Source organism: Slackia sp. CM382, from assembly GCF_000293015.1.
Lineage (GTDB): Bacteria > Actinomycetota > Coriobacteriia > Coriobacteriales > Eggerthellaceae > Slackia > Slackia exigua.
Map to the genome: position 1 here is coordinate 38999 of NZ_ALNO01000004.1, position 20421 is coordinate 59419.

At 59.8% G+C, this 20421-nt stretch carries 18 protein-coding genes; 12 read left to right on the forward strand and 6 right to left on the reverse strand.

Annotated features, from left to right (window positions below; genetic code table 11):
* The first annotated feature begins 6 nt into the window (after positions 1 to 6).
* The 3 genes from leuB (at position 7) to HMPREF1155_RS01825 (ending at position 2700) form a co-directional block, all read left to right on the forward strand.
* Positions 7 to 1068: a 3-isopropylmalate dehydrogenase gene (gene leuB / locus HMPREF1155_RS01815; protein WP_009076752.1), complete on the forward strand. Its 1062-nt coding sequence runs from the start codon at positions 7 to 9 to the stop codon at positions 1066 to 1068.
* Between the two features lie 18 nt (positions 1069 to 1086).
* Positions 1087 to 1908, forward strand: a complete 822-nt coding sequence (locus tag HMPREF1155_RS01820; protein ID WP_009076702.1) for an acyl-[acyl-carrier-protein] thioesterase — start codon at positions 1087 to 1089, stop codon at positions 1906 to 1908.
* A gap of 282 nt (positions 1909 to 2190) precedes the next feature.
* Complete coding sequence (locus tag HMPREF1155_RS01825) at positions 2191 to 2700, forward strand: CarD family transcriptional regulator (RefSeq protein WP_255344603.1); 510 nt, start codon at positions 2191 to 2193, stop codon at positions 2698 to 2700.
* A gap of 142 nt (positions 2701 to 2842) precedes the next feature.
* On the opposite strand, the gene HMPREF1155_RS01830 is transcribed toward HMPREF1155_RS01825, so the two are convergent.
* Positions 2843 to 3817: a hypothetical protein gene (locus HMPREF1155_RS01830; RefSeq protein ID WP_238319054.1), complete on the reverse strand. Its 975-nt coding sequence runs from the start codon at positions 3815 to 3817 to the stop codon at positions 2843 to 2845.
* An 843-nt stretch (positions 3818 to 4660) separates the two neighbouring features.
* Between HMPREF1155_RS01830 and HMPREF1155_RS01835 the strand changes: the two genes are divergently transcribed.
* The 3 genes from HMPREF1155_RS01835 to HMPREF1155_RS01845 all read left to right on the forward strand — a co-directional run bounded on the left by HMPREF1155_RS01835 (position 4661) and on the right by HMPREF1155_RS01845 (position 8580).
* On the forward strand, positions 4661 to 6943 hold the full coding sequence (locus tag HMPREF1155_RS01835; protein WP_369791713.1) for a molybdopterin-dependent oxidoreductase: 2283 nt from the start codon (positions 4661 to 4663) through the stop codon (positions 6941 to 6943).
* A 2-nt stretch (positions 6944 to 6945) separates the two neighbouring features.
* Positions 6946 to 7491 (forward strand): 4Fe-4S dicluster domain-containing protein, encoded by a 546-nt coding sequence (locus HMPREF1155_RS01840; RefSeq protein ID WP_009076728.1) that lies wholly within the window; start codon positions 6946 to 6948, stop codon positions 7489 to 7491.
* A 288-nt stretch (positions 7492 to 7779) separates the two neighbouring features.
* Positions 7780 to 8580, forward strand: a complete 801-nt coding sequence (locus tag HMPREF1155_RS01845; RefSeq protein ID WP_009076698.1) for a trimeric intracellular cation channel family protein — start codon at positions 7780 to 7782, stop codon at positions 8578 to 8580.
* Positions 8581 to 8691: 111 nt separating this feature from the next.
* On the opposite strand, the gene HMPREF1155_RS01850 is transcribed toward HMPREF1155_RS01845, so the two are convergent.
* Positions 8692 to 9963, reverse strand: coding sequence for an ATP-binding protein (locus tag HMPREF1155_RS01850; RefSeq protein WP_009076697.1), 1272 nt, complete (start codon positions 9961 to 9963; stop codon positions 8692 to 8694).
* A 359-nt stretch (positions 9964 to 10322) separates the two neighbouring features.
* Between HMPREF1155_RS01850 and HMPREF1155_RS01855 the strand changes: the two genes are divergently transcribed.
* Entirely contained in the window at positions 10323 to 11210 is an 888-nt protein-coding gene (locus tag HMPREF1155_RS01855) for a helix-turn-helix domain-containing protein (protein ID WP_006362599.1), read from the forward strand.
* Positions 11211 to 11405: 195 nt separating this feature from the next.
* Here the strand turns inward: HMPREF1155_RS01855 and HMPREF1155_RS01860 are convergent, their stop codons facing one another.
* Genes HMPREF1155_RS01860 through HMPREF1155_RS01870 form a run of 3 tightly spaced genes read right to left on the reverse strand, consistent with a single transcriptional unit; the run spans position 11406 to position 14103 of the window.
* A complete protein-coding gene (locus HMPREF1155_RS01860; protein WP_006362598.1) occupies positions 11406 to 11699 on the reverse strand; it encodes a hypothetical protein in 294 nt (97 codons plus the stop codon).
* Positions 11696 to 12490 (reverse strand): molybdopterin-dependent oxidoreductase, encoded by a 795-nt coding sequence (locus HMPREF1155_RS01865; RefSeq protein WP_006362597.1) that lies wholly within the window; start codon positions 12488 to 12490, stop codon positions 11696 to 11698. The genes HMPREF1155_RS01860 and HMPREF1155_RS01865 overlap by 4 nt, the downstream gene beginning before the upstream one ends.
* Positions 12491 to 12501: 11 nt before the next feature.
* Positions 12502 to 14103 carry a molybdopterin-dependent oxidoreductase gene (locus tag HMPREF1155_RS01870; protein WP_006362596.1) on the reverse strand — a complete coding sequence of 534 codons (1602 nt, stop codon included), beginning with the start codon at positions 14101 to 14103 and terminating at the stop codon, positions 12502 to 12504.
* Between the two features lie 309 nt (positions 14104 to 14412).
* Between HMPREF1155_RS01870 and HMPREF1155_RS01875 the strand changes: the two genes are divergently transcribed.
* A complete protein-coding gene (locus HMPREF1155_RS01875) occupies positions 14413 to 15447 on the forward strand; it encodes a tyrosine-protein phosphatase (RefSeq protein ID WP_009076710.1) in 1035 nt (344 codons plus the stop codon).
* 51 nt (positions 15448 to 15498) lie between these two features.
* Here the strand turns inward: HMPREF1155_RS01875 and HMPREF1155_RS01880 are convergent, their stop codons facing one another.
* Positions 15499 to 16764, reverse strand: a complete 1266-nt coding sequence (locus HMPREF1155_RS01880; RefSeq protein ID WP_009076737.1) for an SLC13 family permease — start codon at positions 16762 to 16764, stop codon at positions 15499 to 15501.
* A gap of 194 nt (positions 16765 to 16958) precedes the next feature.
* On the opposite strand from HMPREF1155_RS01880, the gene HMPREF1155_RS01885 reads away from it, so the two are divergent.
* The 4 genes from HMPREF1155_RS01885 (at position 16959) to HMPREF1155_RS01900 (ending at position 20412) form a co-directional block, all read left to right on the forward strand.
* Entirely contained in the window at positions 16959 to 17453 is a 495-nt protein-coding gene (locus HMPREF1155_RS01885; protein WP_009076715.1) for a phosphatase PAP2 family protein, read from the forward strand.
* A gap of 112 nt (positions 17454 to 17565) precedes the next feature.
* The gene (locus tag HMPREF1155_RS01890; protein WP_006362591.1) at positions 17566 to 18213 is read left to right on the forward strand and encodes an MptD family putative ECF transporter S component; all 648 of its coding nucleotides are present in this window, start codon (positions 17566 to 17568) and stop codon (positions 18211 to 18213) included.
* A 19-nt stretch (positions 18214 to 18232) separates the two neighbouring features.
* Positions 18233 to 18940, forward strand: coding sequence for an energy-coupling factor transporter transmembrane component T (locus tag HMPREF1155_RS01895; protein WP_009076726.1), 708 nt, complete (start codon positions 18233 to 18235; stop codon positions 18938 to 18940).
* Positions 18937 to 20412, forward strand: a complete 1476-nt coding sequence (locus HMPREF1155_RS01900) for an ABC transporter ATP-binding protein (RefSeq protein WP_009076672.1) — start codon at positions 18937 to 18939, stop codon at positions 20410 to 20412. Before HMPREF1155_RS01895 ends, HMPREF1155_RS01900 begins: the two co-directional genes overlap by 4 nt.
* Positions 20413 to 20421 lie beyond the last annotated feature (9 nt).

Genomic DNA, 20421 nt, shown 5'->3' on the forward strand with positions numbered 1-20421 from the left:
GCTTCTATGGAATACCGGATCACCGTTCTCAAGGGCGATGGCATCGGACCCGAGATCGTCGACGAGGCGCTCAAGGCGCTCGCCGCGGTCGGCAGGAAGTTCGGGCATGAATTCGTCTGCACCGACGCCCTCATCGGCGGTGCCGCCATCGATGAGACCGGCGTGCCGCTGCCGCAGAAGACCATCGATGCGTGCCTCGCGTCCGACAGCGTTCTGCTCGGCGCCGTAGGTGGTCCCACGTGGGACGCCCAGCCGGCCGACAACCGTCCTGAACGCGGCCTGCTCGGCATCCGCAAGGCCATGGGGCTCTTCGCGAACCTGCGCCCCGCCGTGCTCTACGCACCCCTGGCCGATGCCTGCCCGCTCAAGCCCGAGCGCATCAAGGACGGCCTTGATCTGGTTGTCTGCCGCGAATTGACCGGCGATGTCTATTTCGGCGCCAAGACGCGCGACGAAGACGGCACGGGACATGACGACATGAACTATTCCGTGGCCGAGGTCGAGCGCATCGCGCATCGCGCCTTCCAGATGGCACGCCAGCGCCGCAATCACGTGACCAGCGTCGACAAGGCGAACGTTCTGGAAACGAGCCGCGTGTGGCGCGAGACGGTCGAACGCGTGGCGCAGGAATACCCCGACGTCGCGGTGGATTATTACTATGTGGACAACGCTGCAATGCAGCTGGTCACGAATCCGAGCCAGTTCGACGTCATCCTGACGGGAAACCTGTTCGGCGACATCCTCTCCGACGAAGCGAGCTGCATCACCGGATCGCTCGGCATGCTTCCGAGCGCGTCGCTCGGCGAGACGAGCCGCGGTCTGTACGAGCCCATCCATGGCAGCGCCCCCGACATCGCGGGGCAGAACATCGCCAATCCGATCGCGACCATCCTGTCCGCCGCGATGATGCTCCGTTATAGCTTCGGGCTGGAGGACGAGGCGCGCGCCGTCGAAACCGCCGTCGAACGCGTGTTGGAAGCAGGGCATCGAACCGGCGACATCGCGAAGCCGGGCGAGAAGAAGCTCTCCTGCTCCGAAATCGGCGATTTGATCGCTGCCGCCATCTAGGGAAACGAAGCATCGCTCATGACCGGGTCCGAAACCGCACGCATGCGCGCCATCGAAGACGCCGCTGCAAAGGAGGCGCCTGCGCACCGCGGGCGCTTCTCCCCCTCCCATACGGAAACCTTCCGGATCTTCGACAACGACTGCGACATGAATCATCTCTTGACGCCGCGGGGAGGCATGCGCCTCGCCCAGCAGATGGCAACCGATCACTGCACCTCGGCCGGCATGGATGCCGACTTCTACGAGCGTACGCGCACCGCTTGGGTGGTCGTGCGCTCGGCGTTGGCGTGGACACGCGTGCCGCATGCGGACGAGGAGCTCACGATCACGACGCGCCCCGAGGCCCATCGGCGCGGCATGTGCAAGCGCATCACCGAATTCCGCGATGCGCGCGGCGACGAGATCGGTCTCATGGACGCGCGCTGGGTGCTTGTGAACACCGAGGACCGCAGCATCTATCGGCACCTTCCCGAATCGTACGGATGGGTTGCGTTCAACGAGAGCATCGATCGCGAGCTGCGCGTACGCATCCCCCGCAAGCTTGAGGGAACGTACGTGCGCAGCGTCCATGCAGGGTTTTCGTACTGCGACGCGAACGGGCATGTCAACAACACGCGATACGCCGACCTCATATGCGACGCCCTGCCCGATGATGCCATGCGCGACGCCACGCTGAAGTCGCTCGCGATCTCGTTCGAGCACGAGATTCCCTATGGAAGCGATTTCGACCTGACGCGCCTTCGGCTCGAAGACGGATCCTGGTACGTCTCGGGCGATCAGAACGGAGCGCATTGCTTCGAGGGCATCGCGACGCTGGCGCCGTGCGAAGCCTATGCATGAAGGCGGATCGCTCGACGAACGACGGAGCGCGGAATACGCCGGCGGAACGTTCTCGCGCGTATCGCCTTGCTAAGAATGCGCCGTCATGTTCGGTTCATGCATAATATGAACCGAACAAAAATTTTGTAGTATACCGCTCTATTGCATTGCTTCTATCAAGAATCCTGCTCTTTCATGATTCTTTTTGCCGTACATGATATTCTGGTACAACGTTATGGGCGTTTTACCAGGTGCGCCCTGATTTCAGAAATCGACGTTTTCGGGGGCGATGTCGTGTACAGCGTGAATGACCGGGTCGTGTATGCGAATTACGGCGTGTGCATCGTGACGAAGACGAACGAGCCCCTTTCCTTCGGCGGCGCCGATCGCCGGTATTACGTGCTCGAAGCGACGCGTAAACGCGGCGGCACCGTCTATGTCCCCATGGACCATGAGGATTTCCTGCGCCCCATCCTTTCCCGAAACGCGGTGCTCGATCTCGTCGACCGTTTCCCTCTCATCGAGACGGACGACTTCAAAGACAGCAATTCCCACACCGTGGAAGACCACTTCAAGCAGATGCTGCGCGAGAACGACTGCCTGCAGGCCATGCGCGTGGCCAAGACCATGCGCGAGCGCATCGCCGAACAGGAATCGAAGCGGCATATTCCCTCGTCCATGTACACGCGCCTATACGACCAGGCCGTAGGGCTCGTTCTGAGCGAGTTCTCCGCCGCGCTCGACATGCCGGAAGACGAAGTGATGCGGATCATGCACGAAAGCGACCCCGACGCCCTTGCCCGCATGGCGTGAATCTTCCAGACAAGGATGGTCGACCGCGCGTTTTATCGAGCCGAAATCATCGCGATCCCCTGCATGCCCGACGCCTCATAAGGCGACTGGCCGTCCATGAGCCTTGACGACGACCGATGCTGACGCGGCTAAAGACGACGCGTTACGAAGGCTCGTCTGCCATCCAGCCCGCCTCGCCTAAGTTGTACAGAGGAATGGAAAACCCCGACCCATCGAATGAAAGCATGTTCCTTCTCATGCGCAGCAGCACGCGTTCGCGCACTTCGAGATATTCCTCGGTCAAACCGCCTTCGACCGTATAGACCTTCGCGTATGCCTCGGGTGCATGCTGGCGAAGCATGTCGTGCACCCGTTCGCGCATGTCGTGTTCAGCCACGAACACCGATGTCGTGCCGGCCGGCATGACTTTCAGAAAGCCAGCGTCTCTCAGCTCCGTCAGATCGGCGTAGGCAGACGCATATGCGACGTCGAAATCCTTCTTTACCGATCCATACGTGAACTCTGCGTCGACGTGCAGGATGGCTTCGAGCAAGATCATGCGTTGCCGGCCGTTCATCCACCCGACGTTCGATAAAAGATCCTGCAAGCGCATTCTCCTGAGCAGCATGCGGAAAAGCATTTCCTCCGTGCGCTCAAGATCGCTTCGCATGAATCCCAGAACCTCTTCGAACCAGGGCGTCCAATCATTCAGCCGTCCACGCATCCTTACGGAATCCTCGAACGCCATGCGCGGCACGAAGGGGTCGTCGCTCGAGATCGCATCGGCCTTCCACCGCTTCAAAAACTCGACGATCGGTGCATGGCCTGCTATCGGATAGCCGGAAAAGCGCATCGACCATGCGAACAGCAGGCGCGCCATGTAGATGTTCCCCACATGAAAAGGGCGCAGCGACAGAATGGCCTGGAACGCGATCAACGCCTTGATGAAAGGTGGATGAGCGTCGTCATCGGAATGCAGAACGACGCTCATAACCTCTTCGAGGACGGCGCGAAGACATCGGTCGTTTCTTTCTTCCACGAACGGAGACTCCGATTGCTCGGTATCCGAATAGAGCTCCTCGTATGAGGAAAGCACGGCGTCAACGCTTAGGTCGACCGGATCCTGAGAAACCATCATTCGTGTGAATTTCCTGATCACCCGCTCACGATCATCCCTCGGCTCGATTCTTCCAAGAAAAAGGTCGAGCACGCGCTTTCGATCAGAATCCCAACCTGTCAGGCGAACGCAGGCGACCACCTCCCCCATAATCCGGGAAATCGCAAGATGACGCCCTTCGGGCATCTCCGCCTCGCGGCTCGCCCACCCATTCCCGACAGCGGCCTGCCCGCAACGCATGAGCCGATTCGCGACGTAACCGTTCAGCACGTAGAAGCTTCTCGAGCTGTCCACGTCTTCGCCGTCCATGCAGAATGGAAGCCCGAAACCCATTGCATGTTGGATCTCGTCCACGACAGCGCCGGCAACCCTTTCGGCATCATCGCAATCCGAGCCGAGAACGCCGTTTGCAGTCGTTGGGGAACCCGCAATGCCTTCGCTCGTATGGCGAAGCCTTGCCAGCGCACCCCCGATCCGTTGGACCACGGCCCTCCGCTCCTGCGCAGCCTGCCGATCCTTCGCCATCGAACATCACCGCCTTGCCCCCTGAAGCGCCGTCTGATTCTCGATCATAGTTCTTCGAACGGAAACGCCCTATTCCTTTGCTCTCGCCTATCGTTTTCCGATACCGATAAGTCCTGCCTGATCCCCTGTTCATCGTTTCCTGATAGGTCGATGCGGCGGCCCTTGCGCAACCATACGCCAATTCAGACAATTTTCCATATCGAAATCATTTTCGACGAAACAAAGGGGGATGTAATGGATGTTTCGACCAGTATGCCCAAATCAAAGGGGAGCCATGCGCGGCGACAGGCACATGGGGTCTCGCGTCGCAATTTCGTGAAAACAGGGGCTGCCGTCGGCATGGCGGCAAGCCTTGCGGGCATGGCCGGCTGCACCTTCGGCAAAGGGTCTGACGGCGCAGAATCTCACGAGCAGTCTGTCGATCCTTGGGCAGACTGCGAAGAATTCTTCGCCGCATGCCCGCCCGAATGCCAGCATCACAACCTTCGCGCCCTCGTCAGGAACGGCAAGGTCGTCAAGGTAGACTGCGGCGCCTCGAATGAATCCAAGCCCTGCATGATGGGCATGTCCCGAATCGGGTGGCTGAATTCCCCCGACCGCCTCACCATGCCGCTGCTGCGCGATGGTGAAAAAGGCGAGAACGCCTGGAAGGAAATTTCCTGGGATGAAGCCTTCGACCTGATCGCCGAGAAGCTCGAAGACGCCATCGACACGATCGGCAACCAGGCCATCGTCATCGATGGACATGCCGGCAACTTCAATGCGATTCCCGGATCAGCCATGTCCGCCTTCGTCGCGCGGCTCGGCGGAACCATGACCCTCAGCGGGTCCCTGTGCTGCGCCGCGATGAACGAATCGACGAAGGTTTCCTTCGGCAAGCGATTCATGGACCTGCGCAATCAATTCGAAAACGCCGACTACATGCTGGTTTGGGGCAATAATCCTGCGGTGACCATGAACGGCTACTTCAGCCGCTTCATGCACGTGATGGACAAGGGCGGAACGATCGTCACCATCGATCCCGTATGCTCCGAAACCGCTGCCAAGTCCACGGAATGGGTTCCTATCAAACCCACCACCGATACCGCGCTCGCCATGGGCATGCTGAAGGTCATCGTCGACGAAGGCTTGACCGATGAGTCGTTCTTGAAAGAACACACCACCTTCCCCGCCCTCGTAGATGCCGACGGCGCTGCGGTCATGGAATCCGACGACGACCCGACGTCCATGATGGTCATCGATTCCAATACCGGCGAGCTTGTGCGTCATGATGCAGAAGGCGTCGATCCGCTTCTTTCGATGAAAGGCACGGAGCATGAGGGACGCTATTCGACCGTCTACGACCTGACTATCGACGAGCTCCAAGAATGGACCCCGGAGGCCGTCGAGGCCGAGACCTCGGTCCCTGCTGAAAAGGTTGTCGAAATCGCCCGAGCGTACGCTTCGGCGGAACGGGCCATGATCATCCAGAACATGGGCGGTTTCATGCGTATCTCCTATGGAAATTACGCATGCCAGGCCATGAACAATCTCGCGTTGTTCACGGGACACATCGGGCATAAGGGCGACGGGGTCGCCGATGCCGGCGGCATCAACAACATCATCAAGCTTTCCCCGATGTTCGAGAATCCCAAACCGAAAGAAGGACTCCCCACCATCCCGCGCGTCCAGTTCGCACAGCACGTCATGGACGACGATCCGAACCCGGTCAAGGTCTTCATCTCCGCCCGTGAGAGCCCGATGACCCAATTCCCCAATACCGAGCTTGTGAAGCAGGCCCTGCACAAGATTCCCTTCGTCGTCGTCATCGACTCCCTCATGACATCCACGGCGCTCTATGCCGATCTGGTCCTTCCCTGCACCACGGTGTTCGAAACCGAGGATATTCTTCTTAATGGACGCAGCCACCTCATCCAGCTGTCGCAGAAAGCCGTCGAAGCGCCTGGAGAGGCGCATGACGATCTATGGATCTTCACGAAGCTGGCCGAGCGCATGGGCTTCGGCGAGGATTTCCAGCACGACAACGCCTTCTTCATACAGAAAGCCCTGGAAGGCACCGACTATACCTATGAGCAGCTGCAGAAAGAGCACGCCATCGACGCATATCCCGCGGACTTCATTCCCTACGAGGACGGCAACTTCTACACGAAAACAGGCAAGGCCGAGGTATACATGTCGAACTGGGTCGCCAAAGGATTCAAGCCTGTCGTCACCTACATGCGCTGCCCGGAAACCGTCGGCGGTTCGTCCGGGCTCGAAGATACGTATCCTCTGGCCGCCGTGCAACGAAAACTGAACCGCAGCGTGCATTCCACCTTCGCAAGTCTCACCCGCATCGAAGCGCTTTCACGCGACTACGCATGCGCGATGTTGAACGACGAAGATGCCGCTGCGCGCGGAATCGCCGACGGTGACGCGTGCGTCGTCTATAACGACCGCGGAGAGCATAAGGCTCGGGCTATCGTCACCACGCACGTCATGAAGGGCGTCATTTGCCTTGAAAACGGCTGGTGGGAGCAACAAGGAGGGTCGTCAAGCTATGTCACCAACGACGCGGCGGGGCCCATCGCGACCGAGCACTGCTGTAATGAGACGCTCGTCGAGATTCGAAAGGAGGCATAGCGATGACCCTCGGATTCTTCTTCAACAATGCCCACTGCTATGGATGCAAGACGTGCGCCATGTCGTGCGCAACCACGAACCTGCCGGAATTCGACGACGTATCCATGCGCGAAGTTCGCACGGTCATGACCGACGACACGTTGGCGTTCGCGTTCGTCTCGATGGCATGCAACCATTGCGATGACCCTCAGTGCCTTGCCAATTGCCCTGTAGGCGCATACACGAAGCTTGAAAACGGCATCGTCGTGCAAGACCACGATGCATGCATCGGCTGCCAGACCTGCGTGAAGGCATGCCCGTATGGCGCGCCTCATTACGTCGAGCGTGAACAGAAGGTCCGTAAATGCGACCTCTGTCGCGATCGGCTCGATCGGGGGGAGCTGCCTGCATGCGTTGAAGCATGCCCGGGAGCGAACCTTGAATACGGCGAAATCGACGGCCTGAAAACATCCCATCCCGATGCGACCGACGCCATCGCCAATGTCTTGCCCGATCCGAGCATAACGACTCCGAATCTGCTCGTCGCACCTGATCCGAAGCTCGCATAGCAACGTTGCCGCACATCTTACGGAAGTGAAATGCGTTTCACTTCCGTAAGGAACGTGCATACGGAAGCGAAACATGTCCTGTCGGAAGCCTCGCGGGAAATGAGGCGCTGACGGATCCGCACGCCATGCGTTTGTATCGAACCAAGATTGCATACAGTCGACGCTTGGTCGAAAACGAAGCAGCCCGCACGACGAATCGCATGCATTCGCATCTCGAAAAACGCGCAGACTCGCGCTATCATCGCCGCATCGTCATCACTTCCGCCTTGCATGCGAAAGGAGCGCCGGTTGGAGCACTTCCTCGCCGCCTTGATTCCCGAGCTCGTCGATACGGACGGAGGCCTGACACCTGCCGTTATCGACTATCTCGCGGTGGTCGTCGGCGTCATCGGCGGCGCGACGTTCGCGTGCAACCGCAAGCTCGACATCATCGGCGTCGTTTCTCTCGGGCTCATCACGGGCTTCGGAGGCGGCATCCTGCGTGATATGCTCCTCCAAGACCAAGGCGTCTATTTCACACAGCATCCGTACCTCGTGCTGGCGAGCATAGTCGTATGCGTGCTGGCATTCTATTTCAGACGCATCTTCCGCAACCTCGAACCTGCAGTATTCCTCCTAGATACGCTTTCGGTCGGGCTGTTCGCCGCAGCGGGCGCGAGCAAGGCGCTCGGCTGCGACAGCGGACCTGTGGTTTCGTTCATCCTCGGCGCGGTGACGGCGGTGGGAGGAGGCGCCTTGCGCGATGTGTTCGTGGGCGAAGTTCCCGCCATCTTCAAGGCAGGATCGTTCTACGGCATGGCGGGCGTCGCAGGCTCGTTCTCATTTGTGCTGCTCGCCTCTATGAACGACTTTATCGCACTGGCCGTATGCGTCGTGCTGACCACGGCGCTGCGATACGCGAGCATCTGGTTCAACTGGAGCACCTCGGACGATCCGCGCGACCTGACCGACTATCTGGCACGCGGAGGGCACGCGCTGCGCGGGCTCTATCATCGCGGGCGTCTTCCCCGCCCGACGCGCAGGATAGAGCGAAGGGATAGGAGGCATTCCCGCGATGCGGAATGCGACTGCGACCGGAAGACCGACTAGAACGAAGAGTGGGGGGCGCTTAGCAGCATCGTCATGCGTGCTATACGGCAGCAGCCCGATGCCAAGCGAATCCGCAACCTCGCAGCTGCGCAGCCCGCCATACGCTCCAGACTACACCCCGAGCGTCCGAACGGGCACAACGAGCACCCCGTCTTCGCGCGTATAGCTGAAGCCGCCCGTAGCCGTAAGAACCATGAGGAACGAAGGATCGCGCATCTTCTTAATATCTATCTTCTGCGCAAGCGCCTTGAGGCTCTTCGCACCTTCCTCTATGAGAGCCGAGCCGCCAAGCTTGATTTCCACAAGCCCATACTTCCCATTGCGAAGACGAACGACCGCGTCCGCCTCAAGCCCCGATCGATCGCGATAATGCATCACTTCACCGTCCAGAGCCTGAGCATATGCCCTGAGATCGCGAACGCAGAGGGTCTCGAACATAAGGCCGAACGTACTCAGATCGTCCAAGAGCTCCGCGGGCGTAGCTCCCAGCGCCGCGATCGCAATGGACGGGTCGGCGAAATGACGCGTAGCGGACGTTCGTATAGCCGTCTTGGAACGGAGGTTCGGATTCCAAGCAGGCAAATCGTCTGTCACGAACAGCCGCGAAAGAGCTTCGAGGTATTGATTCAGAGTGCTCGGACTTACGTCATGCCCGCTCTCCGTTACATCTTGGAATATGGATACGCTCGTTCCCTGCGAAGCGCTCATGCGTGCATACGAACGCATGAGCGCTCGGGCTGTCAGAGGATTGCGCTTCACTCCATCAACGCGGGATACGTCCGTTTCAGCCAGTGCGTCAAGATAATCGAATGCCTGTTGAAGAGCCACATCATACGGTCGGTCAATACTTTCGGGCCATCCGCCGCGACAAGTCAGAAAAGCCATGGCTCCAAGATCGTCTTCACATGACGCAATAGGCATGTCCCTTCCGGAAAACAACTGACCGAGCGAAACATCGCCCGTCGACTCTCCTGATTCGAACAAAGACATCGTACCCATGCGCATGCGGGCGATTCGCCCCGTTCCTGAATGCGCCATTTCGCTCATGTCCGCCGGGACGCTCGATCCGGTCAGGATGAACTGACCGAATTCTCCCCTTTCGTCCACCTCGAACCGCACAGCGTCCCAGAGTTGAGGCGCATCCTGCCATTCGTCGATCAATCGTGGTGCCGAACCTTCGAGAAGGCGGCTAGGATCAAGCTGCGCAAGTCGAAGGTTCTGCGCCCTGGCACGAGGATCCTGCAGATACAAAATGCTCTTGGCATGCTGTTGGGCCGTGGTCGTCTTGCCGCACCATTTCAGACCCTCGATAAGCACCGCACCCTTGGCTGCAAGCCTTTTTTCAAGAATCTGGTCGTATACGCGCTTCCGGTAGTTCCGCATGGATACCTCTTTTTATAATGCCTGCTAGATTATTTGAACTAAATCTTACTACAAAGATTGGCGCTTTTTCACTACTAAGATTGGTAACTTTTCATTACAAAGATTGGCATATTTTCACTGAAAAGATCGGCAATCCCTCCGTCGCAAGAATGGCTACCATCCGACGAATCCAGGCTGAAAGGTTTAACGCGTAAAGCGAATCTGCCCCTGTAGAATAATCAACTGAGAATTGGCGCTGCAAGCGATCGAACTCGGGGGAGGCTCGGTGCGCAATCCGATTCGGATGCGGAAAGCCGAACGCTTCGCACAGCATGCGCAATTCGGACAGAGCCCATTCCGTTTGGCAAAGGGGAACGCCGATGGAGGAATGCAGTATCGGTCGGATGGCCGAATTGAACGGCATCAGCGAACGAGCGCTCAGGATCTACCATGAAAAGGGAATCCTGAAACCCGCACGCATCGACCAGGAAACCGGCTACCGCTATTACAGCTGCGAGCAAAGCGCGACCATCGATATGATCCACCATCTCCGGAGTCTGGATTTTTCCCTCGATGACATCGCGCACCTGGTGCATCAACGTGACCGATCCCTATGGGAAACCTCGCTTAGAGAACGGATCGACGACGTTCAGGAGGAGATCGACCGGTTGACCCTGGCGCAGAAGAGCGCCGAAATGATGTTGAAGAACTACAGCATCCTTGCAGACCATCCCATCTGCGATCACGTGATCCTCGAACATATCGAGGAGCGCACGGCCCTGTTCTTCGAGGTTCTTCATCCGGGAGCCGGGGTTCTCGACGGCGATGCCGACCGCGTCATCCAGGACTGGGAGATAAACCTGCGGCTCACGAAGCGGCACCTGAAGGAAAGCGGCTTTCCGGTATGGTTGTTCGCGCTGGTAGGAGGTCATATCAAAAAGGAAAGCCTCCTGGATGGAAGCTTCTCCGTGGACAAATCGTTCATTCTCATTCCGAGCGCCGGATTGCCTGGCTCCTACAGGGGGAAGCTTGAGACCATCCCTGAGAACACGTACATGACCATGTACCGGAATTCCTATAAAACGCCCGAGGGAGAAAACAGCGAGTATCAAGGCATCATCGAAATGCTTGATTTCGCCGAGAAGAACGACCTGGAAATCGTCGGCGACTATTTCGGAGAGATCATCGCCGACACCCCGGCATTCCTGTACGAGGGCCGAGAGATGTTCTACAAGCTGCAGATTCCCGTACGGAGCCGAACCGCGTAGGATTCCGAAAGCGAGAAGGCGCCCGTCTCCTTCTCGCGAGCGCCCGTCCCTGCATATGCAGGGACGGGTCGAGCAGGAATGCGACGGCCGGCACTCCGTCCGCAGCCTTGGACATGCCGTGAAATCAAAGGGCCCGACTCTCATCGGGCCCTCTATGGTTCCAGCGCGCCGCCGACACGCGGCACCGCGCCTCGATCACAACTCGACGTCCTCCCGCACATCCACGTAGGCATGCGCCGGCTCCGGCGTCACCGCGCCGTTCCGATCGACCGCACGGATAAGAATCTCGTATCGGCCGACCTGCTCGGGAACGAATGAATATTCCCAGTTCACATTCGAATCTTCATCGACATGGTTCACAGGATACTCCGTCCACGTCTGTCCGAGATCGCTCGAGAACTGCATCGAATCGATGGCGGAATCGAAGTCCTGGGCATAGCCTTTCAGGATGACCTCCTTCCCCACCATGCCGAGGACGGTCCCGATCACTGCGCCACCTCGGCGCTGAGCACGCCCACGTTCGGTTGGTTGACATCGGCAGGGCTCTGCGGAATCTCGGGGACCTCGCTCTCCGCCGTGATATCGATGCGCACGATGTCACGCGCGAAGTATCGGGCGGACACGCTGCCGAGCCACAGCTGGTTGCCCGAGCCCACCGCCGAGGAAACGGCTTCGCCGTTTATCCCCGTCACGATGATCGAATAGCGCTGGGTGACGTAGCTGAGAGGAAGCGCGACCTTGTAGCCATCGGCGGAATACAACGTGATGGTATTGGCGTCGGCAGAGGGCTTTGCGTCGGCGATCAGCGATTTGAGCAGGAATCCTTCGACTTCGGCATTCGCGCTTGCGCGGCCGTCGTTCGGATTGCCTGCACAGGTGCAGCCCATGACGCGCTTCGCAGGAGCCTTCTTCTCATAATCGGCTATGTTCGCCGTGAACGCATGCTCGACGTCGCCCTGCACGCGTATATCCTTGATCTCCTGCGCAGACAGCTCCTCTTGATCGGCAGAGCCGCACAGGTGGTCGGAACCTTCGAACACGGCCTTTCTCAGCTCTGCGTTCGAGAACGTCACGTCCTGGTTATAGGAAAACGTCCCCTCGACCGCGCGATTCACCCGCGTGAAGCCGGTCCGCGCGGATGCGTCATCCTGCGCGATACCGGAATCCGAGCCGACGGCATCGATGTGCTGATCGGCGAGAGCGGCGCTGGTCAGCGTGCCTGAAGCAATGAAGGCGCCGGTGGTGGCGACCGCCATGACGGTCTTGATCGTCTTGCTCATGACTCTACCTCCTATTCGCTCTTCGCGTTGAACAGCATCTCGACGGGCTCATCCGTGACCGTGCCGTCGTCGGCGACCGAGCGCACCGTCAGCACGCCTGCGCCGTCTTCTTCGGGGGTATAGGCGAACTTCCAAACGATCCAGTTGTCTTTCGTCGTGCCCGGAGTCTCTCCGCGCGTCCACGTGGCGCCGCCGTCCATGGAGAATTCAACCGCGGTTATCTCACGGTCGTAGCCATGGGCGTAACCGGTGAACTCATAGGGCTGCCCCGTCTTGATGACCTGGCCTTCGCTGAAGTTGAAAATACCGACGTTAGGCTTGTTCAGGAAGCCGTTGCTCGTGACGTAGGGCCAGCCGGCGGGCGTATAGGTCTCTCCGTCGCCCGCTTCCTTGGGCCATCCGTTCCATTCGTACATCGAATCGCGTTCCGCCTCGGTATTGACGATGATGTCGGACACGCTCTTATTCCACGCCGGAGCACCGGAGCCGGGAACGGCCATCTGCACGGGATAGCCGTGCTTCCAAGGAAGGGGCTTCCCGTCGATCTCGTAGACCAGGTAGCCTTCCTTGAAATCGTCGAACATGACGTTCGCAGCGTTGCCGTCGGGGGAAAGGCTCGTGAATCCGACAGCCCCGTCATTGATGCCCAGGTCGGCGAAGATCTTGCTGAGCGGAATGCCTGTGTAGGTGCAATTGCCGATAAGAGGGCCGCCGACCGGGTTCATCGTGCAGTGCATCGTGAGCGGAACCTGCACGCTGCCGTATTTCTCGATAAGCTCGGGAAGCGTGTAGGTGGCTTCCTTGCCCACCGCGCCGGAGAAGGTGATGGTCCAGGTCTTGAACAGATCTTCGTCGATCGGGACGCCCGCAGCCGTCTTTGCCTTGCGGTCGTAGTCGCCGTCGTAGCTCAGCCAGGAGAAGTCGAACATCTCATCGGCGGAAATGGTCTTGGTCTGATCGAAGCTGAAATCGCCCTTCACGTTCTCGACCGGCTTGATGCCGCGAAGCTGCTGGTGTTTGACGATGTCCCATAGCTGCATGCCGTCGCCGGAACCGGTTCCCACGTGGCAGTTCCAGCACTCGGCCTTCTGGGATGTGTTATGGATGCCGTGAACCATCGTGCCGAACGATTTATTGTTGGTCAGATAGCCGGCTCCGTAGGTATGGCAGTCGATGCACATCTGAACCGTGACCTGTATGCCGAACGGATTCTCTAGGTCGGGATGGTCGTACGGCATGGAATCGATAGTCTTCGCCAGGTCGGCATGGCACGCGTTGCACCCCTTCTCGTCCGCCTTCAGATAATACGTGTTGTAGGGAACGTACACCTCGGGCGTGTGGTACGGGACGCTCCCATCAAGCGTTCCCGGATAGGCCTCGTCGGGCGTGCGTTGAATCTGGATGCCGCCTTCGAGCGTCCTGACCGCCGGCTTCGGAAAGCCGTTCTCGTCGAGCTCGCCGCTCTGCCCCATCAAAGCCGTCGTGCTCTTCGCCTCCGTACCCTGCGTTTCCGCATCCCCCTGTTTCGGCGAGCCGCATGCGCTCAATCCGACCAACAGGGACAGGACGCAGGTGATAGCGGCAACGGAAACGATGCGCCATCGCTTTCCCATAATTCCTCCTTTATTCGTCGTCCCTTTTCCCCGCGAGCACCATAAACTTTGACGTCCAGGTCAAGTCAAGAAAAAACAAAGGGTGCAATTGATTCATGCCGCTATCTGCATCGACCGCGCATTCGTAACGATTCGGATGGGCCGAATGCGCGGAAGCGGTCGGGAACTGGTATCTTGCTATGCATGGAACGCAAGCGCCGCCTACGACGCAACCGCCGGACGCGGCCGTCGGGGGCGAACGCCCCGTGCCGTGGGCCTCGGCATGCGTGTTCGATTCAGCGCCCGCGATCGAGGAGGACCTCACGCGTCATGACCGAATACACCGACAATGCAGCGCTCTATTTCGTCGACGAGCCCATCGTGTTCTCCGGATACGTGGACGAGCTGGAACGCGGCGTATCGGCCGTGCAGTTCTCCCTTGACGACGGGAAAAGCTGGACGGCCTATCCGGTAGTCGGGACCGACCCGGATCGCGGCGTGCGATGGAGCTTCGAGCACACGCCGACAAGCGCAGGGACGTTCGTGCTCAGGGCGCGCGGAGTCGGCTCGAACGGCACGCCTTCCCTCGTCACCACGAACTTCGCGTTCACCGTGCACGAACGCGGCACGCTGATCCGCGAATACGGACCGTTTCACCTCAGAGCCGTCGGCGGAGGCGCGCTCTACGGCGCGAAGCTCTTCCGGAGCGCCGCGCTGGACGGACTTTCGCACGAAGACGCGATTTTCATATCCGAACGCCTCGGCGTACGGTCTATCTACGACATCCGCACGGTCCACGAGGTCGCGTCGTCCGCCGATCCCTGCATCGTGCATGTGCGGTCTATCACGCTCGAGCCGTCGGAATCGCGGAGAAAAGATGCCGGCAAGCGCCTGATTGCCGGCACGATCGGGCGGTACGGGGCGCCCGGAGAACGCATGAGCGCGAACTACCGACGTTATGCACGTGAGTATCCCCTGATCGGATATGCCCTGCGATCGATAGCCGCCGAAGGGACGCCCGCTCTCGTCCATTGCGTGAACGGGAAGGACCGCACGGGCGTGCTCAGCGCCGTCGCGCTCTACGTCGCCGGCGCTTCGTACGATGATATCCTCGCCGACTACCTCGATGCCAATCGGGTGAACGCCCGGGAAATCGCCGCCGAACGGGATCGCCTTTCCCTGGGAATGTCTCCCGAAGAAACGGAAATCCTCGATTCGTTCCTCGAGGCGCGCAAAGGCTATCTTGACGCGTTTTTCGACGAGGCGGAACGCACCTTCGGCACGCTCGAGGCATATATCGAGACGGGGCTGAGGCTCACGCCCGCCCATCAAGAACGGCTAAGCGAGCTTCTGGCGAGGCGATAAGCGAACCCGGCGCGCGTCGGCCATCCGGTAGGCGAACCGAACGCCCGCTCCTTATGCCGGGAAGCGCATGACCAGGTAGATCGCCGCAATCGCAACGGACATGACCATCATCGGGAACCCGATCTTCAAATACTGCATGAAGGTGATCGCATGCCCGTGCTTCGCGGAGATATCGGACAGCACCACATTCGCGGACGCGCCGATGAGCGTGCCGTTGCCGCCGAGGCATGCGCCGAGCGAAACCGCCCACCACAACGGCGTGACGTCCATGCCGGTGCCTTCCATGGCAAGCAGGATGGGGATCATCGTCGCCACGAACGGAATGTTATCGAGGAACGAGGAGACGACCGCCGAAGCGAAGACCAGCACGATCATGGTCAGGAACACATTGCCGCCCGTCACGTCGATCAGGCCGTTGGCAAGCGCGGATATCGTGCCCGTCTCCACCATGCCGCCGACGATGATGAACAGGCCTGCGAAGAACGCGAGCGTGGTCCATTCGACGCCATGCAGCGCCTTGGTCACATCGGAACGCGACAGAAGCAGGATCAGCGCGGCCGCCGTGATGGCCACGACCGACGACTCGATGCCCAGCTGGCCATGCACCATGAATCCGACGACGACGAGCATGAGGATGCCGATCGACAGCTTCATCAGGTGCACGTCCTCGAACGCCGGTTCGAGTTCCATGACCTCGCGTTCCTTCTCGGCGGACACGCTCATCTTGCGGCCGAACATAACGTAGAACGACACGATAAGGGCCGCCATGATGACCAGCACCACCGGTGCATCGTAGGCGATGAAGTCGGCGAAGGTGTAGCCGGCGGCGCTGCCGAGCATGATGTTCGGAGGATCGCCGATAAGGGTCGCTGTGCCGCCGATGTTCGAAGACATGATCTCGATATAGAAGAACGGGATCGGATCGATCTCGAGGATCTCGCAGATGGTAAGCGTCATCGGGCCAATGAGCAGCACCGTCGTCACGTTGTCGAGGAACGCCGAAAGCACGGCGGTCAGAAGCGCGAAGAGCAGCATGATGCGCCACGGATCGCCCTTCGCGATCTTCGCCGTCTTGATGGCCAGGAATTCGAACAGGCCCGATTGCCGCACGACGGCCACGAACAGCATCATGCCGAACAGCACGCCGAGCGTGTTGTAATCGATATGCCCGATGGCGGTATCGAAATCCATCACATGGAAGATGATGAGCAGCATCGCGCCCGAAAGCGCGACCACCGTACGATGCACCTTCTCGGACATGATGAGGATCATGGCCACCACGAAGACCACGATTGCGAAAAGCTGTTCGAATCCCATAGCTCGTCCCTCTGCCCCGCTCTTGGCGCGCACAGCGGCCCGCCCGGGGCCGAAGCGTCAAGAATGTATACGAAGATATTCTATAATATCCGCCATCAGGCACTTTGCGTTTCAGATACGTTTCATATCGTATAAAACCGTAATTGCCTGCATAAGGATCCGCCCATACAACGAAGGTGAAGGAGGGGAGCCGCATGTACGCCGAGCAATACCGAAGGATGAGCGAGCCGCTGCGTCGCGATCCTCGGGCGAAATCCCTCGTCCTTCATGCGAATTCCCTGCTCACAGCAGTAGGATACATCGCCTATCCCCTGCTCGTCATTCTGCTCGCCGCAACGGGAAGCCCTCTTCTGGTTCGGGCCGTGGCCATTCCTGCCGCGGCCTTCGTCGCCGTAAGCCTTCTCCGCCGCGTACTGGACGCACCGCGCCCTTACGAGAAAGACGGCATCGATCCGATCATTAATAAGGACACGAAGGGCCGATCGTTTCCCAGCAGGCACGCATTCTCGATGGCGATGATCGCGATGACCTGGATGGCGTGGATGCCCGCGGTCGGAAGCGCGCTCTTGGCCGCGAGCGTCTTCATGGCGGCCGTCCGCGTCGTCGGCGGCGTGCATTACCCGAAGGATGTCATCGCAGGCATCGCCGTCGCCGTCATCTGCGGCATCGCAGGATTCTGGATAGCTTAGCCGCTCTACGGCCCCACACCGAAATAACATCGTTCTATGCTTCATTCTCATATATCCATGAGGTAGTATCCTTAAAAGTTACCTATGTCTAATTTTTAAAAGGAGCTCATCCATGGCAGACGAGAAGGAGCATCTCGAACGGGGCAGGCGCACGATCTTCGAGAAGTGGGGCGTGCGCGAAGTCGTGACGGCCGTGCTTCTCAGCGCGCTCACGATCGTCATCATGTTCGTCGGCGCGATGCTCACGCTTTTCGACACGAATTTCCAAATGGTCGCCTCGGGAGCATGCGGGGTATTCCTCGCCGCCCCGGTCTTCATGCTCATGACCATGCGCGTCAACAGATTCGGCAGCACCCTCGTCTTCTGCTTGATGGCCATGCTGCTCTTCTGCGTCGCAGGCAACTTCCTCTATCTGATCCCGTTTTACGTCGCAGGCGGCATTGCGATCGACGCCGTCTTCCTGCGCACCGGGTCCCAGCGACAGAATCCCTGGTGGATCACCGCAGCCTGGACCGTATTCAGCGGTCTGTACCTGCTTTCGACCCTCGTGCCCTACCTGGGCAGCATGGATGCCTATATAGAGCAGACGGTTGCGAATCGCGGCGTCGACCAGGCATGGGTCGATACGTTCCTGCATTTCTACAGCGACCCCGTCTGGATCGCCGCCATATTCGTGATCACGATGATCGCAGGGTTCTTGGGAAGCCTCGTCGGGCGCGTCCTCACGAAGAGGCATTTCTCGCGCGCCGGCGCGCTCTAGGACGATCGAGGGAAGCCGCATGCATATCACGGACCGCGACACCGGGCTCTCCGTTCCGACGAAGGTCCTCGTGCTCGCGCTCGCCATCGCAACGGCGTCGCAACATCTTAGGATCCTTCCGATGCTCGCGCTGAACCTTTCCATGATCGCCTATATGGTTTTGGCGCGCCAAAAACGAATGGCCGTCGGAATGCTCGCGTACCTCGCCGTCATAGGCCCCGTATACGCTGCCTATACGATCTGGGGCGTGCGTCCCTTCATCCTGTCGCCCATACAGATCAATCAGATGTGGAGCGTGTTTTCCGTGATGGGGGCCGTATGCGTCCTCTTCATGACGCCGCCTGGCCTCATCAGCGCCGCACTCGCGCGCATTCGCTGCCCCAAGAAGATCATCCTCGGCACGCTCGTGTTCCTGCGTTTCTTCCCCACCTTCGCTGCAACCTGGCGCCTTTTGCGCGACGCCTTGCGCAAGCGGGGGCTTGCTACGGCACGCCGGATGGTCGCGAACCCGATCGATACGTATGAATACGTCATGGTGCCCATATTGCTTTCCTTGATCAGCAGCGCCGATCAGCTCTCGTCCTCGGCCGTGACGCGCGCCGCCGAGGCGCCCATGGCGCGCACGAGCTATTACGCGCAGCCCCTGCGCCTCATGGATGCGACCTGCGCCATAGGCGCCGCTGCCCTCTGCATAGGCGTTGTCGTCGCGAACGGAACGCTCGCATGACGGCCGGCGCGACATCGCGTACGACCCTGCACCGCACGGTGCCGCACGAGGCGCGCGCGACCGCCGCATCTCTGCGCAACGTTTCGTTCGCGTACAAGAACGCGCCGGAAACCGTCCATGACGTGTCGCTTTCCGTGGCCTCGGGTGAATGCGTCGTGCTCTGCGGGCCCTCGGGCAGCGGAAAGACCACGCTCGTCCGTGTGATCAACGGTCTTGCCGGCAGCTACTGCAAGGGAACGACCGAAGGCGTGGTGACGCTCGGCGAATGCGATGCGACCGACCTCGAGCAGTGGGAGCGCGCGGAACGGGTCGGCAGCGTGTTCCAAGACCCGTCGTCGCAGTTCTTTTCAAGTCAGCTCGCAGGAGAGGTCGCCTTCACCTGCGAGAACCTCGGCTACGATCACGAGCGGGTCGTGGCGGCGACCGATCAGGCCATCTCCGCGTTTTCCCTTGACAGCCTGAGGAAGATTCCCAATGACAGCCTTTCGAGCGGACAGAAGCAGAAGGTCGCCATCGCATCGGCCCTCGGACCGCGGCCGCAGCTTTTGGCCATGGACGAGCCATCGTCGAACCTGGATGAGGAAGCGGCCGTCCATCTAGGGCGCACACTTGCAAGGCTCAAGGCGGAAGGATTGTCCATGGTGATCGCGGAGCATCGCCTGGCTTACCTCATGGATGTCGCGGACAGGTTCCTCCTCGTGCGTGACGGACGGATAGAGCAGGAGCTTTCCCGCACCGATGTCTTCGCAGCACCCGACGACCTGAGAATGTCCTGGGGTTTGCGCGCCCCGAGGAGGACCGCGCGGCCGAAGCTGCCGCACCCGAACGAGTCCGCGACGAAGCTTTCAGATGCGACGGAACCCCCTGCGCTCGAAATACGCGGCTTGCGCGCCGCCTACCGGTCGAACCGCATTTTCGAAGACGTGTCGCTTACCGTCGAGGCAGGACAAATCGTTGCCTTGACCGGCAAGAACGGCGCAGGCAAGACGACGCTCGCACGAATCTTGGGCGGGCTGAAGAAGGCGCGGGCGGGTTCCATCCGCGTGCATGGCCGGACCTGCTCGTATCGCGACCTGCGCCGCCGTGTGTGGTTCGGCCCCAACGACGTCAAGGCCGAGTTCTTCACCCCGAGCGTGAAGGAGGAAGCCATGCTTTTGGTCAAGCCTGATGAAACGCATAAGAACCGCGCCCGAGGAATCCTGCACGACCTGGATCTTTGGGAGTTACGCGAGCAGCACCCCGCGACGCTTTCGGGCGGACAGAAGCAGCGCCTCTCGATAGCCTGCGGCCTTATGTCCGACCGTACCGTGCTCGTATTCGACGAACCGACGAGCGGACTCGACGCCCTCAATATGGAGGTCGTCGCGGGCGCGCTCGAAACCGCCGCACGCGAAGGCCGAGCGATCATCGTCGTGACGCACGACAATGAATTCATCGGGCGATGCTGCACGCATATCTTCGAACTCGAGTAACCGAAAGGA